At 66.6% G+C, this 15,785-nt stretch carries 13 protein-coding genes; 8 read left to right on the forward strand and 5 right to left on the reverse strand.

Annotated features, from left to right (window positions below; all coding sequences use genetic code 11):
- The first annotated feature begins 5 nt into the window (after positions 1–5).
- From IP86_RS15585 to IP86_RS15620, 7 genes are all read left to right on the forward strand, one after another.
- Positions 6–515, forward strand: coding sequence for a DUF2059 domain-containing protein (locus tag IP86_RS15585; RefSeq protein ID WP_054163449.1), 510 nt, complete (start codon positions 6–8; stop codon positions 513–515).
- A gap of 158 nt (positions 516–673) precedes the next feature.
- Positions 674–2,059 carry a glutathione-disulfide reductase gene (gor, locus tag IP86_RS15590; RefSeq protein ID WP_054163450.1) on the forward strand — a complete coding sequence of 462 codons (1,386 nt, stop codon included), beginning with the start codon at positions 674–676 and terminating at the stop codon, positions 2,057–2,059.
- Between the two features lie 178 nt (positions 2,060–2,237).
- Positions 2,238–3,626, forward strand: a complete 1,389-nt coding sequence (locus IP86_RS15595) for a class II 3-deoxy-7-phosphoheptulonate synthase (RefSeq protein WP_054163451.1) — start codon at positions 2,238–2,240, stop codon at positions 3,624–3,626.
- Between the two features lie 312 nt (positions 3,627–3,938).
- Positions 3,939–4,292, forward strand: coding sequence for a diacylglycerol kinase (locus IP86_RS15605; protein WP_054163453.1), 354 nt, complete (start codon positions 3,939–3,941; stop codon positions 4,290–4,292).
- A 45-nt stretch (positions 4,293–4,337) separates the two neighbouring features.
- Positions 4,338–6,092, forward strand: coding sequence for an NAD+ synthase (locus IP86_RS15610; RefSeq protein WP_054163454.1), 1,755 nt, complete (start codon positions 4,338–4,340; stop codon positions 6,090–6,092).
- Positions 6,093–6,270: 178 nt separating this feature from the next.
- Positions 6,271–7,014, forward strand: a complete 744-nt coding sequence (locus IP86_RS15615; RefSeq protein WP_054163455.1) for an AbiU2 domain-containing protein — start codon at positions 6,271–6,273, stop codon at positions 7,012–7,014.
- A 323-nt stretch (positions 7,015–7,337) separates the two neighbouring features.
- Positions 7,338–7,763, forward strand: a complete 426-nt coding sequence (locus tag IP86_RS15620) for a cupin domain-containing protein (protein WP_054163456.1) — start codon at positions 7,338–7,340, stop codon at positions 7,761–7,763.
- Between the two features lie 417 nt (positions 7,764–8,180).
- On the opposite strand, the gene IP86_RS15625 is transcribed toward IP86_RS15620, so the two are convergent.
- Together IP86_RS15625 and IP86_RS15630 are read right to left on the reverse strand one after the other, a co-directional pair.
- Positions 8,181–9,398 (reverse strand): zinc-dependent alcohol dehydrogenase, encoded by a 1,218-nt coding sequence (locus IP86_RS15625; protein WP_054163457.1) that lies wholly within the window; start codon positions 9,396–9,398, stop codon positions 8,181–8,183.
- A gap of 126 nt (positions 9,399–9,524) precedes the next feature.
- A complete protein-coding gene (locus tag IP86_RS15630) occupies positions 9,525–11,336 on the reverse strand; it encodes an amidohydrolase (protein WP_054163458.1) in 1,812 nt (603 codons plus the stop codon).
- Positions 11,337–11,922: 586 nt separating this feature from the next.
- On the opposite strand from IP86_RS15630, the gene IP86_RS15635 reads away from it, so the two are divergent.
- Complete coding sequence (locus IP86_RS15635; RefSeq protein ID WP_054163459.1) at positions 11,923–12,663, forward strand: helix-turn-helix transcriptional regulator; 741 nt, start codon at positions 11,923–11,925, stop codon at positions 12,661–12,663.
- On the opposite strand, the gene IP86_RS15640 is transcribed toward IP86_RS15635, so the two are convergent.
- From IP86_RS15640 to IP86_RS15650, 3 genes are all read right to left on the reverse strand, one after another.
- On the reverse strand, positions 12,660–13,997 hold the full coding sequence (locus tag IP86_RS15640; protein WP_054163460.1) for an FAD-dependent oxidoreductase: 1,338 nt from the start codon (positions 13,995–13,997) through the stop codon (positions 12,660–12,662). The two genes, IP86_RS15635 and IP86_RS15640, sit on opposite strands and share 4 nt — an antisense overlap.
- 109 nt (positions 13,998–14,106) lie before the next feature.
- Complete coding sequence (locus tag IP86_RS15645; protein WP_054163461.1) at positions 14,107–15,261, reverse strand: DUF2865 domain-containing protein; 1,155 nt, start codon at positions 15,259–15,261, stop codon at positions 14,107–14,109.
- A gap of 186 nt (positions 15,262–15,447) precedes the next feature.
- Complete coding sequence (locus tag IP86_RS15650; RefSeq protein ID WP_054163462.1) at positions 15,448–15,756, reverse strand: hypothetical protein; 309 nt, start codon at positions 15,754–15,756, stop codon at positions 15,448–15,450.
- Between the last annotated feature and the right edge of the window lie 29 nt (positions 15,757–15,785).

Here is a 15,785-nt window from a genome sequence, read left to right on the forward strand (position 1 = left end):
ATGCAATGAAGTACCTCTCGAAAGCACTGCTGGCCGCCGGCCTGACGCTGGGCATCGCGTTGTCCGCGGGGCAGGCGATGGCGCAGGCGAAGCCGCCGACCCCCGCCGCGATCGCTGCCGCCAAGGAGATTCTGGAGCTGAAGCGCGCCAACACCATCTATGCCAACGCGGTGCCGAACATCGTCCAGCGCACCATGGACACCCTGATGCAGACCAATCTGAACTATCAGAAGGATCTCAAGGAGGTCGCCGAGGTGGTCGCCAAGAACATGGCCGGCCGCGAGAAGGAGATCGGCGACGGCATGGCCAAGATCTACGCGCAGGACTTCACCGAGCAGGAGCTGAAGGACCTGGTGACGTTCTACAAGACGCCGCTCGGCCAGAAGCTGCTGAACGAAGAGCCGAAGGCGATCGCGTCGAGCATGCAGTACATGAACCAGTGGGCGCAGACCTTCGCCGAGGAAGTCAACGGTCAGTTCCGCGCCGAAATGCGCAAGCGCGGCAAGGCGATCTGATCGACGGCGCGGCGGAGCATTCCGCCTCGTATTCCGTCATTGCGAGCGAAGCGAAGCAATCCAGAAGCGTCGTGCACTGAGCTGGATTGCTTCGTCGCTTCGCTCCTCGCAATGACGGAGAACTAAGTTTCGGGCCTTAGCCCCAGGGCGAACACGTCATGACCGACTTTGATACTGATCTGTTCGTCATTGGTGGCGGCTCCGGCGGCGTGCGCGCCGCCCGGATCGCCGCCGGCCATGGCGCCCGCGTGATGATCGCCGAGGAATATCGCTTCGGCGGCACCTGCGTGATCCGCGGCTGCGTGCCGAAGAAGCTGATGGTCCACGCCTCGCACGTTCACGATGAAATCCGCGACGCCGCGGGCTTCGGCTGGACCATCCCGGAGGCGCGGTTCGACTGGCGGGTGCTGACCCGCAACATCGACACCGAGCTCGCGCGGCTCGAAAACATCTACGCCAGCAATGTCGAGAAGTCGGGCGCCAAGACCGTCAAGGCGCGCGCCGTGTTCGAGGATCCGCACACGCTACGGCTGTCGACGGGCGAGACGATCCGGGCGCAGCATGTGCTGATCGCGACCGGCGGCGCGCCCAACCACGGCACGATGATCCCGGGCATCGAGCACGTCATCTCGTCCAACGAAGTCTTCCACCTGAAGCAGTTGCCGAAGCGCATCCTGATCCAGGGCGGCGGCTACATCGCGCTGGAATTCGCCTGCATCTTCGCCGGCCTCGGCAGCGACGTCACCGTGGTGTATCGCGGCGACAACGTGTTGCGCGGCTTCGACGAGGACGTCCGCGCGCATGTCCGCACCGAGATGGAGCGGGCCGGCATCACCATTCTGACCGGCTGCACCGTCGCCCGCGTCGAGAAGCCGGGCGAGGAATACATCTCGCATCTGTCGAGCGGCTCCAGCGTCGCGTCCGACCAGGTGCTGTTCGCGATCGGCCGCCACCCGAACGTCGCCAATCTCGGGCTCGAGAAGGCCGGCGTCGCGATCAACCCGGACAATGGCGGCATCGCCGTCAATGAATTCTGCCAGACCAACGTCCCGCACATCTATGCGATCGGCGACGTCACGCATCGCATCAATCTGACCCCGGTGGCGATCCGCGAGGGTCACGCCTTCGCCGACACCGTGTTCGGCAAGCGGCCGGTGCAGGTCGACTACACCAACATCCCGACCGCGGTGTTCTCGCAGCCGGAGGTCGGCACCGTCGGCCTGACGGAATCGCAGGCGCGGTCGCTGTATCCGCGCGTCGACATCTACAAGACCGACTTCCGCCCGCTGAAGGCGACCGTTTCGGGCAGCCAGGTCCGTACGCTGATGAAGCTCGTGGTCGACGGCGCCACCGACCGCGTGGTCGGCTGCCACATCGTCGGACCGGAGGCGGGCGAACTGGTGCAGGTGCTGGCGATCGCGGTGAAGATGAAAGCCACCAAGGCCGACTTCGACGCCACCATGGCGCTGCATCCCACGGCCGCCGAAGAGCTGGTGACGATGCGGACGCCCACGGCCCGCTACGGCCTCGAAGCCGCGGAGTAGCCTGCCGGCGGGCCGGCTTGCCGCGGCGTCCGTGATTGCCCGGAATTGATTTCCGTTGCCCACGCAACAGGTTGTAGTCTTGGGCGGATTTCCGTCTAGCGATTGGCGGGGAGGCTGTGTATAACGCGGCCGCCGCGAACCATTGTTAAGTCGTGGCTTTTCTTCAGGAGTTGGTCCTATGTCCGAGCGATGGACACCCGAGAGTTGGCGCAGCAAACCCGTGCAGCAGATGCCGGGCTATCCCGACGCGAAGGCGCTCGCGGATGTCGAGGCGCAGCTCGCGACGTTTCCGCCGCTGGTGTTCGCCGGCGAGGCGCGCAACCTGAAGAAGCAGCTCGCCAGCGTCGCGGCCGGCGAGGCGTTCCTGCTGCAGGGCGGCGACTGCGCCGAGAGCTTCGCCGAACACGGCGCCAACAACATCCGCGACCTGTTCCGCGTCTTCCTGCAGATGGCGATCGTGCTGACTTACGCCGGCGCCTCGCCGGTGGTGAAGGTCGGGCGTATCGCCGGGCAGTTCGCCAAGCCGCGCTCGGCCCCGGTCGAGAAGCGCGACGGCGTCGAGCTGCCGAGCTATCGCGGCGACATCATCAACGACATCGCCTTCACCGAAGACGCGCGCGTGCCCGATCCGCGCCGCCAGCTCGAAGCCTATCGCCAGTCGGCCGCGACGCTCAATCTGCTGCGCGCCTTCGCCAAGGGCGGCTATGCCAGCGTCGAGAACGTGCATCGCTGGATGCTGCAGTCGGTCAGCGATAGTCCGCAGTCGAAGGCCTATGCGGATTTGGCCGACCGCGTCTCCGGCGCGCTGGATTTCATGCGCGCCTGCGGGCTGACTTTCGCGGTCGATTCCTCGCTCGGCACCACCGACTTCTACACCTCCCACGAGGCGCTGCTGCTCGGCTACGAGCAGGCGATGACCCGCGTCGACTCGACCACGGGCGACTGGTACGCGACCAGCGGCCACATGCTGTGGATCGGCGATCGCACCCGTCAGCTCGACCACGCCCATGTCGAGTACTTCCGCGGCATCAAGAATCCGATCGGCCTGAAATGCGGCCCGTCGCTGAAGACCGACGAACTGCTGAAGCTGATCGACGTGCTCAATCCCGAGAACGAAGCCGGGCGGCTGACCCTGATCGGCCGTTTCGGCCACGAGAAGATCGGCGATCATCTGCCGGCGATGGTCCGCGCCGTGCAGCGCGAGGGCCGCAACGTGGTGTGGTCGTGCGATCCGATGCACGGCAACACCATCACGTCGAACTCCGGCTACAAGACCCGGCCGTTCGACCGCATCCTCTCCGAGGTGCGCTCGTTCTTCGCGGTTCACGCCGCGGAGGGGACGCATGCCGGCGGCGTGCATCTGGAGATGACCGGCCAGAACGTCACCGAGTGCCTCGGCGGCGCCCGCGCCATCACCGACGAAGATCTCAACAACCGCTATCACACCGCCTGCGATCCGCGGCTCAACGCCGAGCAGTCGATCGACATGGCGTTCCTGATCGCGGATCTCCTGAAGCAGGGCCGCGCCGGCAAGGTCAGCCCGCTGCCGGTGGCGGCGGGGCTGTAAAGGCTCAGCTTCCGGTGGAAGCTGCGCTCACCATCGGGATGCCCGCCGCACGCAGAACCTCATGGTGAGGAGGCGCGAAGCGCCGTCTCGAACCATGGGCCACTGGTGCTGCGTGGCCCCATCCTTCGAGACGCCCGGCTTTGCCGGGCTCCTCAGGATGAGGACTCAGTGCAAGATGGCGAGGGCGGCATTGCTTCAACTCGTGGATCGCCGGGCTAGCAGGAAATCCACGCTTTCATTTGATGAACATTCCAAGACGTGGATGCCCCGCGACAAGCGCGGGCATGACGAGCAACAGGGGCTGCGGGTCAGTTGCTGAGGTTCTGGCGAGCGACGATCAATTCGTGGCGCGGGCTGAAATTCGCGATCCGCTCCGAGCAGGCGATCCGCGAGGAGCTGGTCGCGCTGGTCCTCGCCGTCCCGCTCGCCTGGCTGATCGGCACCACGCCGGTGCGCCGGGTCGAACTCGTCGCGGTGGTGGCGCTGGTGATCGTGGTCGAGCTGCTCAACACCGCGATCGAAAAGCTCGCCGACCGCCTCACCACCGAACACGACCCGCAGATCGGCCGGGTCAAGGACATGGGCTCGGCCGCGGTCGGCGTCGCGCTGGCGATCGCCGGCCTCGTCTGGCTGTTCGCGCTCGGTGAGCGCATGGGGTTTGTCTAGCCCCGCCGATTGCGGAGCGGGCGGGGGGCCGTTACATCTTTGGGCATGACCGACACAGCCCGCTTCACCCTCACGCTCGCCCAGCTCAATCCGACCGTCGGCGACGTCGCCGGCAATGCCGACAAGGCTCGCGCCGCGCGCAAGCAGGCAGCAGCGGACGGTGCCGCGCTGATCGTGTTCCCCGAATTGTTCATCGCCGGCTATCCGCCGGAGGATCTGGTGCTGAAGCCGGCGTTCCAGGCGGCCTGTCGCTCCGCCGTCGAGGAGCTGGCGCGCGAGACCGCCGATGGCGGCCCGGCGATGCTGATCGGCTCGCCCTGGGTGGATAACGGCAAGCTGTACAACGCCTGCGCGCTGCTCGACGGCGGCAAGATCGCGGCGATCCGCTACAAGGTCAATCTGCCGAACTACGGCGTGTTCGACGAGAAGCGCGTGTTCTGTCGCGGCCCGGTCGCGGGCCCGATGACGATCCGCGGCGTCCGGGTCGGCGTGCCGATCTGCGAGGACACCTGGCTGGAGGAGTCCGAGGACTACGAGAACGTCGTCGAGTGCCTGGCCGAGACCGGCGCCGAGCTGCTGATCGTGCCGAACGGCTCGCCCTATGCGCGCGGCAAGCAGGATCTGCGGATGTCGGTGTCGGTGGCCCGCGTCACCGAGAGCGACCTGCCGCTGGTGTATCTCAATCAGGTCAGCGGCCAGGACGAACTGGTGTTCGACGGCGCGTCGTTCGTGCTCAACGCCGACCGCACGCTCGGCGCGCAGCTGCCGGCCTTCGCCGAGACCATCACCACGCTGTCCTTCGAGAAGGGCACCGCCGGCTGGCGCTGCGACGGTCCGGTCGCGCCGCTCTTGGAAGGCGACGAGGCCGACTACGCCGCCTGCGTGCTCGGCCTGCGCGACTACGTCCGCAAGAACGGCTTCCCCGGCGTGCTGCTCGGCATCTCCGGCGGCATCGACTCGGCGCTGTGCGCGGCGATCGCCGTCGATGCGCTCGGCGCCGACAAGGTCCGCGGCGTAATGCTGCCGTTCCGCTACACCGCGCAGATCTCGCTCGACGACGCGGCGCGCCTGACGACGCTGCTCGGCATCCGCTACGAAGTGCTGCCGATCGCCCAGGCGGTCGAAGGCTTCGAGGCGATCCTGGCCAAGCCGTTCGCGGGCCTGGAGCGCGACATCACCGAAGAAAACCTGCAGGCGCGCACCCGCGGCACGCTGTTGATGGCGATCTCCAACAAGACCGGCGCCATGGTGGTGACCACCGGCAACAAGTCGGAAATGAGCGTCGGCTACGCCACGCTGTACGGCGACATGAACGGCGGCTTCAACCCGATCAAGGACATCTACAAGACTCAGGTGTTCCGGATGTGCACCCTGCGCAACCGCTGGAAACCCGACGGCGCACTCGGCCCGGACGGCGAAGTGATCCCCGAAAGCATCATCGTCCGCCCGCCGAGCGCCGAACTGCGCGAAGACCAGACCGACCAGGATTCGCTGCCGCCCTACGACATGCTCGACGCCATCCTCGAACGCTTAGTCGAACGCGAGGAGCCGCTAGCCTCGATCGTCGCCGAAGGTTTTGACAAGGACACGGTGGTGCGGATCGACCGGTTGTTGAACATCGCCGAATACAAGCGCCGCCAGGCCGCGCCCGGCGTGAAGGTGACGCGCAAGAACTTCGGCCGAGATCGGCGCTATCCGATCACCAACCGGTTTCGGGACAAGGCGGAGGCGTTGGCGAAGCCGGACGAGACGCTGGTGGTGAGGAGCGGGCGAGCGTCAAGCGAGGCGTTTGAGGGGTAGGGCGAAGTCGGGGGCGCGGACTGTCGACCCGTTACGGGCGCAGCACGCTCGGTTTGTCCGGCGTAAAACCGACCAGCTCAGGGTGGGGCCAGCCGCTGCCGCATATAAATGATTATTGAGTGGGACGCCGACTGGCAAGTATGGTCGCGTCGCTGGGCCTCCATGGTGTGCTGCGAAGATGCCCGAAAAGAATTTGTACGTCCCGCCGTCGCCTCCCGACATCCAGAAGGAGATCGAGATCTTCCGGAAGGAGGAGGAGGCCGCGCAGCAGACCTTCTTCGCCTACCTTGGGATCCGCGACCTGCTCTCCAAGCGGCCAGACGTCCGGGCGGCCGTTAACAGGAATTCGATGTTTTGGTTGACGACCAACCACGCGCTGTTCGTGTCGACGTTCATATGGCTCGGGCGCATCTTCGATACGAAATCCGCTCACAACGTCGGCGTGCTGCTGAAGGCCGTCGAGCAGAACCTGCCAAAGCTCGACCGCAAGGCCCTGCGCAAGCGCAAAGAGGAATTCATCGCCCCCGCAGAGGCCGCCGAATACGTAGAGGAAAAGCACGACACCGCTATCGATGACGTGCGCGAGCTGCGCAAGCAGGTCCGCGAGTGGCGTAAGATCTATGAGTCGGTCTACGGTGAGGTACGCGACCACCTCGCGCACAATAAGGGCGCCAAGGACGAACTCGACGCGCTGCTGGCGCGCACTAACATCGACGAGATGAAGCGAATGTTCGCGTTCCTACACGGGCTCCACGAAGCCCTGATCGAATTATACCTCAACGGCCGCAACCCGCTGCCGCTGCCGGATGTGACATTTAATCCGCCGCCGACGAGGCCACGCCATCCCGGCGACGAGGCCTACGCCGAGGCGCAGGCGTCACTGCTCTCGATGGTCGGCGAGCAACTTGGCCGTCTTGTTTAAACCAGTGACTGCAACGTCAATAAAATGCAAGATTCGCTAATGGCCCTAGCGGGCGTACCGCAACTTTGAACTTGTTGGCCCCTTTCATTAGTGGGCATCCGGCAGCGTGCTCGGGCGCCGTCGCTTACCCCTCAACTGATCTCCGCCCAATTCTCGATCCGTACGTGATTAATATCAGGAATGCATTATCGATAGAGTGATGTTAGGAGGCTCGAAAGCCGAGGCTGCTAACATCTTCCCAGAACTTCCTTCCCAATGATCGTCGGCTCTGCCATCCTTCCCCCACGCCCGCGCAGACGGGCTTTCGACATTGGGAGGAATTCATGCTGACACGACGAGGATTTGTGGCGGTTGCGGGCTGTGCGATCTGCAGCGTTGCGGGGTTCGGGGCGAGCGAGGCGTTTGCGCAGGGCGCTGCGGCGACGACGGCGAACGGCGTCACGCGCAAGGTGCTCAGCCGGGTCGACGGTCCGGCCGCGGGCTACGAGACGATTATCATGGACGTGACGCTCGATCCCGGCGCAGTGGTGGGGCGCCATACCCACCCGGGCATCGAGTCGACCTATGTGATGGAAGGCGAACTCGAACTGCCGATCGAGGGACGGCCGACCACGATCGCGAAAGCCGGCGACGCCTTCCAGGTGCCGCTCAACACCCCGCATGCCGGCGGCAAGCCCGCGACGGCCAAGACCCGGCTGATGGTCAACTACATCGTCGAAAAGGGCAAGCCGCTGGCCAGCCCGGTGTGACACGGGGTCTTCTCGCGCGCTTTGTCGATAAGCGAAGCGCGCGCCTGCCTGGCTTGCAGAGCCGTCAGCCCGAGGTGCGCGCGCAGCGCGCCTCGAACGGTGCGGCCGAGCGCTTGTGGCCACCCGTCGAGGCCAGCCAAGCCGCGCACAGCGCGTCCCGGCGGGCACCTCAAAGTCTGGACGAAATTCGATCCGTGAATGAGGTCTTGAACGTCGTCATTGCGAGGAGCGAAGCGACGAAGCAATCCAGGAAACGACCAAGGCGCCGCCTCTGGATTGCTTCGCTTCGCTCGCAATGACGAAAGGGTTGCTGACTTTGCTGCATTCATGTCCGGTCAGGCTCGCAGGATGACGGCGGCAGTCCATCGCACACCGATTGCTCCAGCCTGATTTCACATGGAAGCCGCAGCTTCGACGTCACGCCACCGGCTTGAGTTCCACCTTCAGCCAGCCGGGCTTGCGCGAGTCGAACGCCTCATAGGCCTCGATCACCGAACCGAGCGGCTCGTGCTTGGTCAGGAGTTGCTGCGGGTCGATCGCGCCGGAGGCGACGAGGTCGAGCAGATGCGGGATGTACTTGCGGTGATTACAGTTGCCCATCTTGATGGTGAGATTCTTGTTCATCGCCTCGCCGATCGGGAAGGTCCGCTTGGTCGGCGGATAGACGCCGATGATCGACAGCGTGCCGGCCTTGGCCAGCGCCTGCACGGCCCAGTCGAGCGCCTGCTCCGGCGCATCGCCCGGCTTGTAGCTGTGCTTGCGCGATTTCACCGCGTCCGGTGTGACGGCGCTGGCGACCGACTTGATCGCTTCGCCGGCGCGCGTGCCGGTCGAGGCGGCTGGGCCGTGATGGGCGTGCTCGGCGTCGACACCAACCGCATCGATGGCGCGATCGACGCCGATGCCGCCGGTCATCGCCACGATGGTCTTCACCGGATCTTCCTTGTCGAAGTCGACGATCTCGGCGCCTTGCCGCTGCGCCCTGTCCAGCCGGTCGGGCAGGTGATCGACCGCGATGATGCGGCCCGCCCCCATCAGCCGCGCGCTGGCGATGACGAACTGGCCGACCGGTCCGCAGCCGAACACGGCGACGGTCGAGCCTTCGTGAATATCGGCGATATCCGCGCCGAACCACCCGGTCGGAAAAATATCGGAGATGGTGATCGCCTGATCGTCGGTGACGTTGTCGGGGATCTTCACCATGGTGACGTGCGCGAACGGGATCCGCGCTTTCTCGGCCTGCAGTCCGTTCCACGGTCCGGTCGGGCCGGGGCCGCCGAAGAACGCCGTGCCGGCGCGCTTGCCGTTGGGATTGGCGTTGTCGCATTGCGCGAAGTAACCGGCCCGGCAATACGAGCAACTGCCGCAGCCGATGGTCGAGCCGATCACGACCCGATCGCCGGGACGAAAATTGCGGACCATGTCGCCGACTTGTTCGACGATGCCGACGCCCTCGTGGCCGAGAATCGTGCCCGGCTCCATGCCCGAGAACGACCCACGGACGAAGTGCAGGTCGGTGCCGCAGATCGCCGACGCGGTCAGCCGCACGATGGCGTCGGTCGGTTCCTGGATCGTCGGCTCGGGAACGTCGTCGAGCCGGATGTCGCCTTGTCCATGATACACGACGGCCTTCATGATGCTCTCCCGGATTGCCTGGCTTCAGCGGCGGCAACCGGCACCGCACGCACGGGTTCCTAGAGCTCACACTTTGCGGTCATGCGACTTGGCTCGGCAGCAAGGCGGCGCTGCGCGACCTTTTGCTTATCCCGACAACTTGTCGTGCCGGACCTTGCCGTCCATCAGCGTCAGCAGCACCGGGACGGTGTGGATCTCGTGCGGCGCGACCTCGAACAGATTGCGCTCGAGCACGACGAGATCGGCTTTCTTGCCGACTTCGATCGAGCCGATTTTGGCGTCCAGGCCGAGCTGATACGCGGCCCCCATGGTGGCGGCGCGCAGCGCCTCAGCGAGGCTGATGCGCTCGTCGGCCGGCAGGAGTAGCGGCTGCTCCGGCTTGTTCAGCTCGCGCCGCGTAATGGCGATCTCGATCGCCTCCAGCGGTTTGTATGTGCTGTAATAGCCGGCGGCGGGCCAGTCGGTGCCGAGCGAGACGTTGGCGCCGTGGCGCAGGATCGAGCCGATCCGATAGATCGCGTCGGCGCGGGCGCCGAGCCGCGTCCTCAGCACCTGGCGCCAATAGGCATCCGGCACCGCCCATTGCGCCGAGAACTCCGCCGTGACGCCGAGCGCGGCGAAGCGCGGCAGATCTTCCGGCGCGACGACGACCAGATGGCAGACCGTGTGCCGACGCTGGCGCGGCGGATTGGCCTTGATGGCCGCTTCGAAGGCGTCGAGGCACAGCCGCGCGCCGCGGTCGCCGCAGCAATGCACGTGAATGTCGAGGCCGTCGCGGTCGGCGCGCAGCACGATGTCCTTGAACAGGTCCGGCGGCAGCAGCGTGTCGCCGCTGCGCGACGGATCGTCGTCGTAGGGCGCCAGCATCGCCGAGGTACGCTGCGCCTCGCCGCCATCGATGTTGAGCTTGAGCACCGACGCCTGGACCAATTCGGAATGGAAGCGGCCGCGGAGTTCCTTGATGAGCGGAATCGGATCGATCGCCGGATCGTTGTGATAGGTCGATCCGACGACGCGGAACGGCAGCAGCCCGCGCTGCTCGAAGTCTTGATAGAGCTGAAAGCCCGCCGCTTCCGGCAGCACCTGCATGCCCGCGTCGAATACGGTGGTGATGCCGGCCGCGGAGGCTTTGGGCAGCCAGTCGCCGAGCGACTGCGCCAGGTACGTGCCGGTGAACGGCGCGGCGGCGTTGAGGATGACGATCATCGCCGGCACTTCGACCGCATAGCCGGTTGGCTCGCCCGATGCCGGGTCGCGCTGGAAGTAACTGAAACCGGGCAGGGGATCTGCGGTCGTGGTAGTGATCCCGGCCAGCGCCAGAGCCTTGGAATTCACCCAGGCGCAATGGCCGTCGATCGCACTCAGGATCACCGGCGTGTCCGGCCACAGCGCGTCGAGATCCTGCTTGCGTGGGCCGCTGGCCGGAAATGCATTGTAGCGCCAGCCGAAGCCGCGGATCACGTCGGCGTCGCCGAGCTTTGCGCGATACGCTGCGAGCGCCGCGAGCGTTTCGTCCCGCGTGTCGTATTGCAGGTCGACGCCGCTGGTGATCGCTGCGCCGGAGATCGGATGGATATGGCCCTCGACGAAGCCGGGCAACAGCAGCCTGCCGGCAAGATCGACGACGCGCGTGTTCGGCCCGATGAAGCGTGTCACGCCGGCATCGTCGCCGACATAGACGATGGAGTCGGCCCGGACCGCCACGGCGCGCGCCCATTCAGGGCCGCGGCTCACGGTGTAGACCGGGCCGTTGCGGAAGACGAGATCGGCTTTGCTATCAGCCGCGACGGCGCGCGCCGGCATCGCGTCGGTCACGCCGACCGCCGCGAACGCCGCTCCGGCCTGCAACAGGCCGCGCCGCGTCGGCTCCGTCAGCTGCAGCGTACTATCGATCTTCAGCAGGTTGCGGAAGTTGGCCCAGTCACAAGCAATGCACATCTCCCGACCTCGATGATCAAGGGGGGCGTTCGTCGAGCGAGTGTGTTCGATTCCGCGACGCCACCCAACCTTGGGATCGTACGAGGCGCTTGAGGACGAGGGAGTGGATGAGTTGCGCTGCTGTCCAGATGCGGACGGCCATGACGAACGTGCGCATCACGAGCGGGCTCGATCGCTGCTGGCCATGGGGGCATCCTGGACTGCGAATGCATCGCAGAACTGGTCCGGACAGCCGGCGCCGAATGCGGCCGAAGGTCGGCGCTTCGGTGGTGGATCGATGGAAGTACCTCTGATCCGGAATGTGGCGAAGGACACGGTTTCGCCGCAACGGATTCTGCCGTCGCGATGCGGTGCCACAGGTTTGCCGCAAGGTTTTTCAGACCCCAATCGCGGCATTTGCGACTCGTTCTCGGCTCCGCAGTCGGCTCGCCGACCATCCAGATCGCCCTCGCGGGGGCCGCTGCGCGGCGGTCGATCTCCGGCCGCAGTCTTGCGCAGCTCGCCGCAACTCGGTTTGATGGTCGCGCCGCGAAACGGCGGGCCGTCTCCTCACGGCACCGAACGGGCAACTAACAGCGAGCCGCGAATGCCGATCCACGATCCTTCAGCACTGGCTCCCGATCTGTCCCACCCTGCCACGCCCGCGGCCTTCGCCGAGGCTGCGCTACGGTCGCTGCGGCCTGTGTTCGGTGCGAGCCGTGCGGTGTTCTCCGATCGGCATAGCGGCGGCCCCGGCCGGATGCACTTCATCAACTGGCCGTCCTGGTGCGAGGCGCATTATTGCGCCGAAGTCCGCGCCCGCGATCCGATCCGGAGCTGGCTTGACGGCGCTGCCCACGCGGAGGAACACGGCGTGGCGCGGTTGTCCGAATTGCGCCGGGCGGCGCTGCCCGACGAGCCGCTGCTGACCGATTGCGGCGCGGCCTTCGTGCTGACATTGGCGCTACGCGATCGCCGCCGGATCGTCGGTGCGCTGAGCCTGGTGCGCGACGCTGGTCGCGGCGATTTCGACGAGCGCGACCGCGTTCTGGCGCTGTCGCTGCGGCCGCTGCTGGAAATGGCGTTTGGCGGCGTCACGACGCGCTGCGCGGCGGTGGAGCCGTCGACCGGCGACGATCCGCTGCACGCACTCACCAAGCGCGAGAGCGAAGTCGCCCGGCTCGCTGCGGCAGGCCATTCCAACAAGGCGATTGCCCGGATGCTCGACATCAGTCCGTGGACGATCAAGAACCAGATTCGCGCGGTGCTGGACAAGACCGGCACGCGCAATCGCACCGAGCTGAGCGCGCTGCTCGGATCGCGCAGCCGCGCGAAAGGCGGCAGCTAATCGCCGCGGGCGATGAGGTCTTCCGCGGCCTTCAGTCCCGACCAATGCGCCTGGCCGACCGTGCTGTTGGTCAGATAGTCCCCACAGAACGCGACGCGCGGCATCGGTCCGAGATCGAGGAAGCGGCGCAGGCCGCGGATGTAGCCCTTCGGCCGCTTGCAGATCGCATCCGGCTGGCGCGAGACAAAGCTGTCGATCACCCTTGTCTCGGCGAGCTGGGGCAGGGCATCGCCGACGTCGCTCCAGGCGATGGTGAGCAGCTCCGCGGTGCTGGCGCCGGCGTGCTGTCGGCAGCCCCAATCCTTCCATTGCGAATGCGCGAAGGTGGTGCCGTTGCCCATGTCGGTGAAGCGCAGATTGCCGGTCCGGCGGAAGCCGTCGGCCGCGGGCAGCACATAGGTGTCGAGCAGGTCGTCCTTCGGACGGTCGAGCAGGTAGTACACGATGTGATGGCCGGCGTAGTCGACTCCGTCGAAGAAGCTGCGCCGCTCGGCGTCGAGGCCGGGCATCAGCGCCGACACCTTGTTGCCCGGGACCGCCATCACCACCGCGTCGCCCCGAACGGTCTCGCTGCGGCCGTCGTGCACGACGTCGACCTCGACGCCGTCGGCATGCGGGCGCACTTCGGCGACGCTGGCGCCGAGCCGAAGATCGACGCGCTGATCGGCTGCGAGGCTGCGGCCGAGCTCCCAGGTGAGCCGGCCGGCGCCGCGCTCCTTGAAGCTCCAGATCTGATCGCCCGACCACGACAGCCGTCCGGCCGTGCTCCAGGCCGTCCAGGCCAGCGAGAAATCGTCCTCGCCATAGCCGCAGAACATCGCGACGCAGGGCTCGAGGAAGTAATCGACGAAGGTTGGCGAGAAGCGGCGGAAGTATTCGCAGGCGTTGACGTCGTCGAACGCGGCCGCGCTGGTGATATCGCGCGGATCGCCGGTGATGGCGATCTGGCCCAGCTTGGGCAGCGTCGCGAGCAGCCGTGCCTTCTCTGCAAAGGGAATGAACGGGTGCTTGGCAGCACTGATCAGATCGAAGGCGCCGAAGCCGACGTTCTGCTGGCGCTTGACCAGCACGTTCCAGCGGTGCGCGGCCGTGAGGTCGGCGAGGCCGTCGGGCTGGTCGATGCCGAGCTTGCGGGCGAGGTCGGCGAGGTTGGTTTCGGCGCCGAGAAACGCGAACGCGCCGGTAACGGCCCAGACCCCGTGCCACAGTACGGAGCGGCAGCGGCCGCCCGGTTCGCTGTCCTGTTCGAGCAGCACGACCTCGTGGCCGTCGTCGCGCAGCCGATCGGCCGCGCCCAATCCGGCAATGCCGCCGCCGACAACGATCACCCGCATGCTGCAACTCCTCCGACCTCGCAAAAGAGGCTGCAGGCTGGAGCAGGGCGCGATGCGGAGCCATAGCCCGGACGGGCTATGCGGGCGGTGTGGTGTCGAGGGCTCGGGCTTACTGCGCCTTCGGCAGGAAGGTCGGCCCGACCGTGCGGATCTTGTTCGGGTCGGTCGCGGGTGCGCCCGGATCCGGCTGCGCGGCGCCGTTGGCCGCTGCCGGAGCCGCGCCCTTGCGGGCGTTGGCGCGCTGCGCCGGTGGCAGCGCCATGCGCTTGGCGCTCTCCTCGGTGACGATGATGTCGCCGTGTTCGCGCGCCGACGTATCGTCGACGCCCTTCAGCGCGTCGGCCCAGCTCTGATTGGCGGCCTTGCACGAGCACGCCGGATCGAAGCTCTGGCGATAGCGGAAGGCGGCGGGCAGCGACGTGTAGGGCTGGCCGTTGATCGACACCGCCTGGTTCATGTCCTGGCCGGGATTGCGATAGGCGTACAGCGCCGCATCGGACGCCGGGCACAGGCTCTTGCAGGTCTTCTCGTCGTCGGCGAAGCGCGCCGGCGTGGTGGCGAAGGAGATCGGGAAGTAATAGCCGTCGCAGGTGCGCACGCACACGGTGCGGAAGGTGCCGGTGTCGGTGTTGAAATCGGGCAGCGGGGCACCCGGGGCGCCCGGCGCCGGCGAGGCGTTGCCGCCGAACAGATTGTTGAGGAAGCCTCCGCCGCCCTGCTGCGCGGCGGCGGCGTATTGCGGGCCGCAATTGTTCTGCGCCAGCGCGGTCAGCACCGAGCGGCGCTGGTTGTCGCGATCCGACCCGCCCGGGCCGCCGGAGCGCAGCCGCTCGAGGCTCGAGGTCATCTGATCGAGATTGCCGCGCATCTGCTGGATCTGGTTGTTGACCGGCCCGCACTGCGCCGACTGGCCGTTGAACAGCGAGAAGAAGCCCGAGCTGTCGCAGCCCATCCGCTTGGCCTGCATGGTGACGCGGTCGAGTTCGGCCTGCTGGCGGTTGACGGAATCTTCGTAGCGCCGGATCTGGTCGGCGCGGGCCGGATCGCCGCCGCCGCGGTCGATCGCGGCGAGCTGTGCTTCAAGCCGCGGGCAGACCGGGTTGACCGCACCCTGCTGGCCGCCGGGCGACTGCTGATAGCCCTGCTGCGGCGGATAGCCTTGCTGCGCCAGCGCGGCGGAGGGCAGCGCCGCCGCCGCCATCAGAACAGCGCCGGTCAGCCACCGGCGGCGCAACAAACTCGCGGTCTCGAAGAGGTCGGGCATTCAAGGATTCCGGCGGATGGTGATCTCGGCGATCGGCCGAATCGTCTCAGCAAATCCGCGCGATCGATGCCGTCCGGCAATCCGTTCAAGCCGCGACGGTTGCGGGTCTTCTACCGGCTTCTCGCGGCATCGTCACGTCGTTTCCGGGGCCTCTCTGTGGCGAAACCCCACGCATTTGCGCGCAGTTCAGCGTTGGCAGGTGATCGCCACATACTCTTCGCAGCCGCCCCGCGCGCACGACATGCCGACGGTCTTCGGCACCGCGCCGGTGATCTCGTCGGGATCGACCCGGCGATAGGCGACCGCCTGGGCAAAATCCCGTGCCTGGCAATAGGCCAGCGCCGCATGGGCGCCGCAGCTCTCGCTTTTGGCCAGGCAGCGGTCGATGCCGTAGCCGTCCGGCTGATTGGCGACGATGAACACGCGGCTGTCGGCGATGGCGGCCGACGCTGGCAGCAGCACCGCGCAGGCCAGAAGAGCAGCAAGAAATTTCATGGGACACCGGTGAGCGAGGGCGCCTAGCC

It is taken from the genome of Rhodopseudomonas sp. AAP120 (assembly GCF_001295845.1).
GTDB lineage: Bacteria > Pseudomonadota > Alphaproteobacteria > Rhizobiales > Xanthobacteraceae > Rhodopseudomonas.

Coding starts and splice junctions, on each gene's coding strand:
- IP86_RS15585 (WP_054163449.1), top strand. CDS start 6: ATGAAGTACCTCTCGAAAGCACTGCTGGCCGCCGGCCTGACGCTGGGC.
- gor (WP_054163450.1), top strand. CDS start 674: ATGACCGACTTTGATACTGATCTGTTCGTCATTGGTGGCGGCTCCGGC.
- IP86_RS15595 (WP_054163451.1), top strand. CDS start 2,238: ATGTCCGAGCGATGGACACCCGAGAGTTGGCGCAGCAAACCCGTGCAG.
- IP86_RS15610 (WP_054163454.1), top strand. CDS start 4,338: ATGACCGACACAGCCCGCTTCACCCTCACGCTCGCCCAGCTCAATCCG.
- IP86_RS15615 (WP_054163455.1), top strand. CDS start 6,271: ATGCCCGAAAAGAATTTGTACGTCCCGCCGTCGCCTCCCGACATCCAG.
- IP86_RS15620 (WP_054163456.1), top strand. CDS start 7,338: ATGCTGACACGACGAGGATTTGTGGCGGTTGCGGGCTGTGCGATCTGC.
- IP86_RS15625 (WP_054163457.1), bottom strand. CDS start 9,398: ATGAAGGCCGTCGTGTATCATGGACAAGGCGACATCCGGCTCGACGAC.
- IP86_RS15630 (WP_054163458.1), bottom strand. CDS start 11,336: ATGTGCATTGCTTGTGACTGGGCCAACTTCCGCAACCTGCTGAAGATC.
- IP86_RS15635 (WP_054163459.1), top strand. CDS start 11,923: ATGCCGATCCACGATCCTTCAGCACTGGCTCCCGATCTGTCCCACCCT.
- IP86_RS15640 (WP_054163460.1), bottom strand. CDS start 13,997: ATGCGGGTGATCGTTGTCGGCGGCGGCATTGCCGGATTGGGCGCGGCC.
- IP86_RS15645 (WP_054163461.1), bottom strand. CDS start 15,261: ATGCCCGACCTCTTCGAGACCGCGAGTTTGTTGCGCCGCCGGTGGCTG.
- IP86_RS15650 (WP_054163462.1), bottom strand. CDS start 15,756: ATGAAATTTCTTGCTGCTCTTCTGGCCTGCGCGGTGCTGCTGCCAGCG.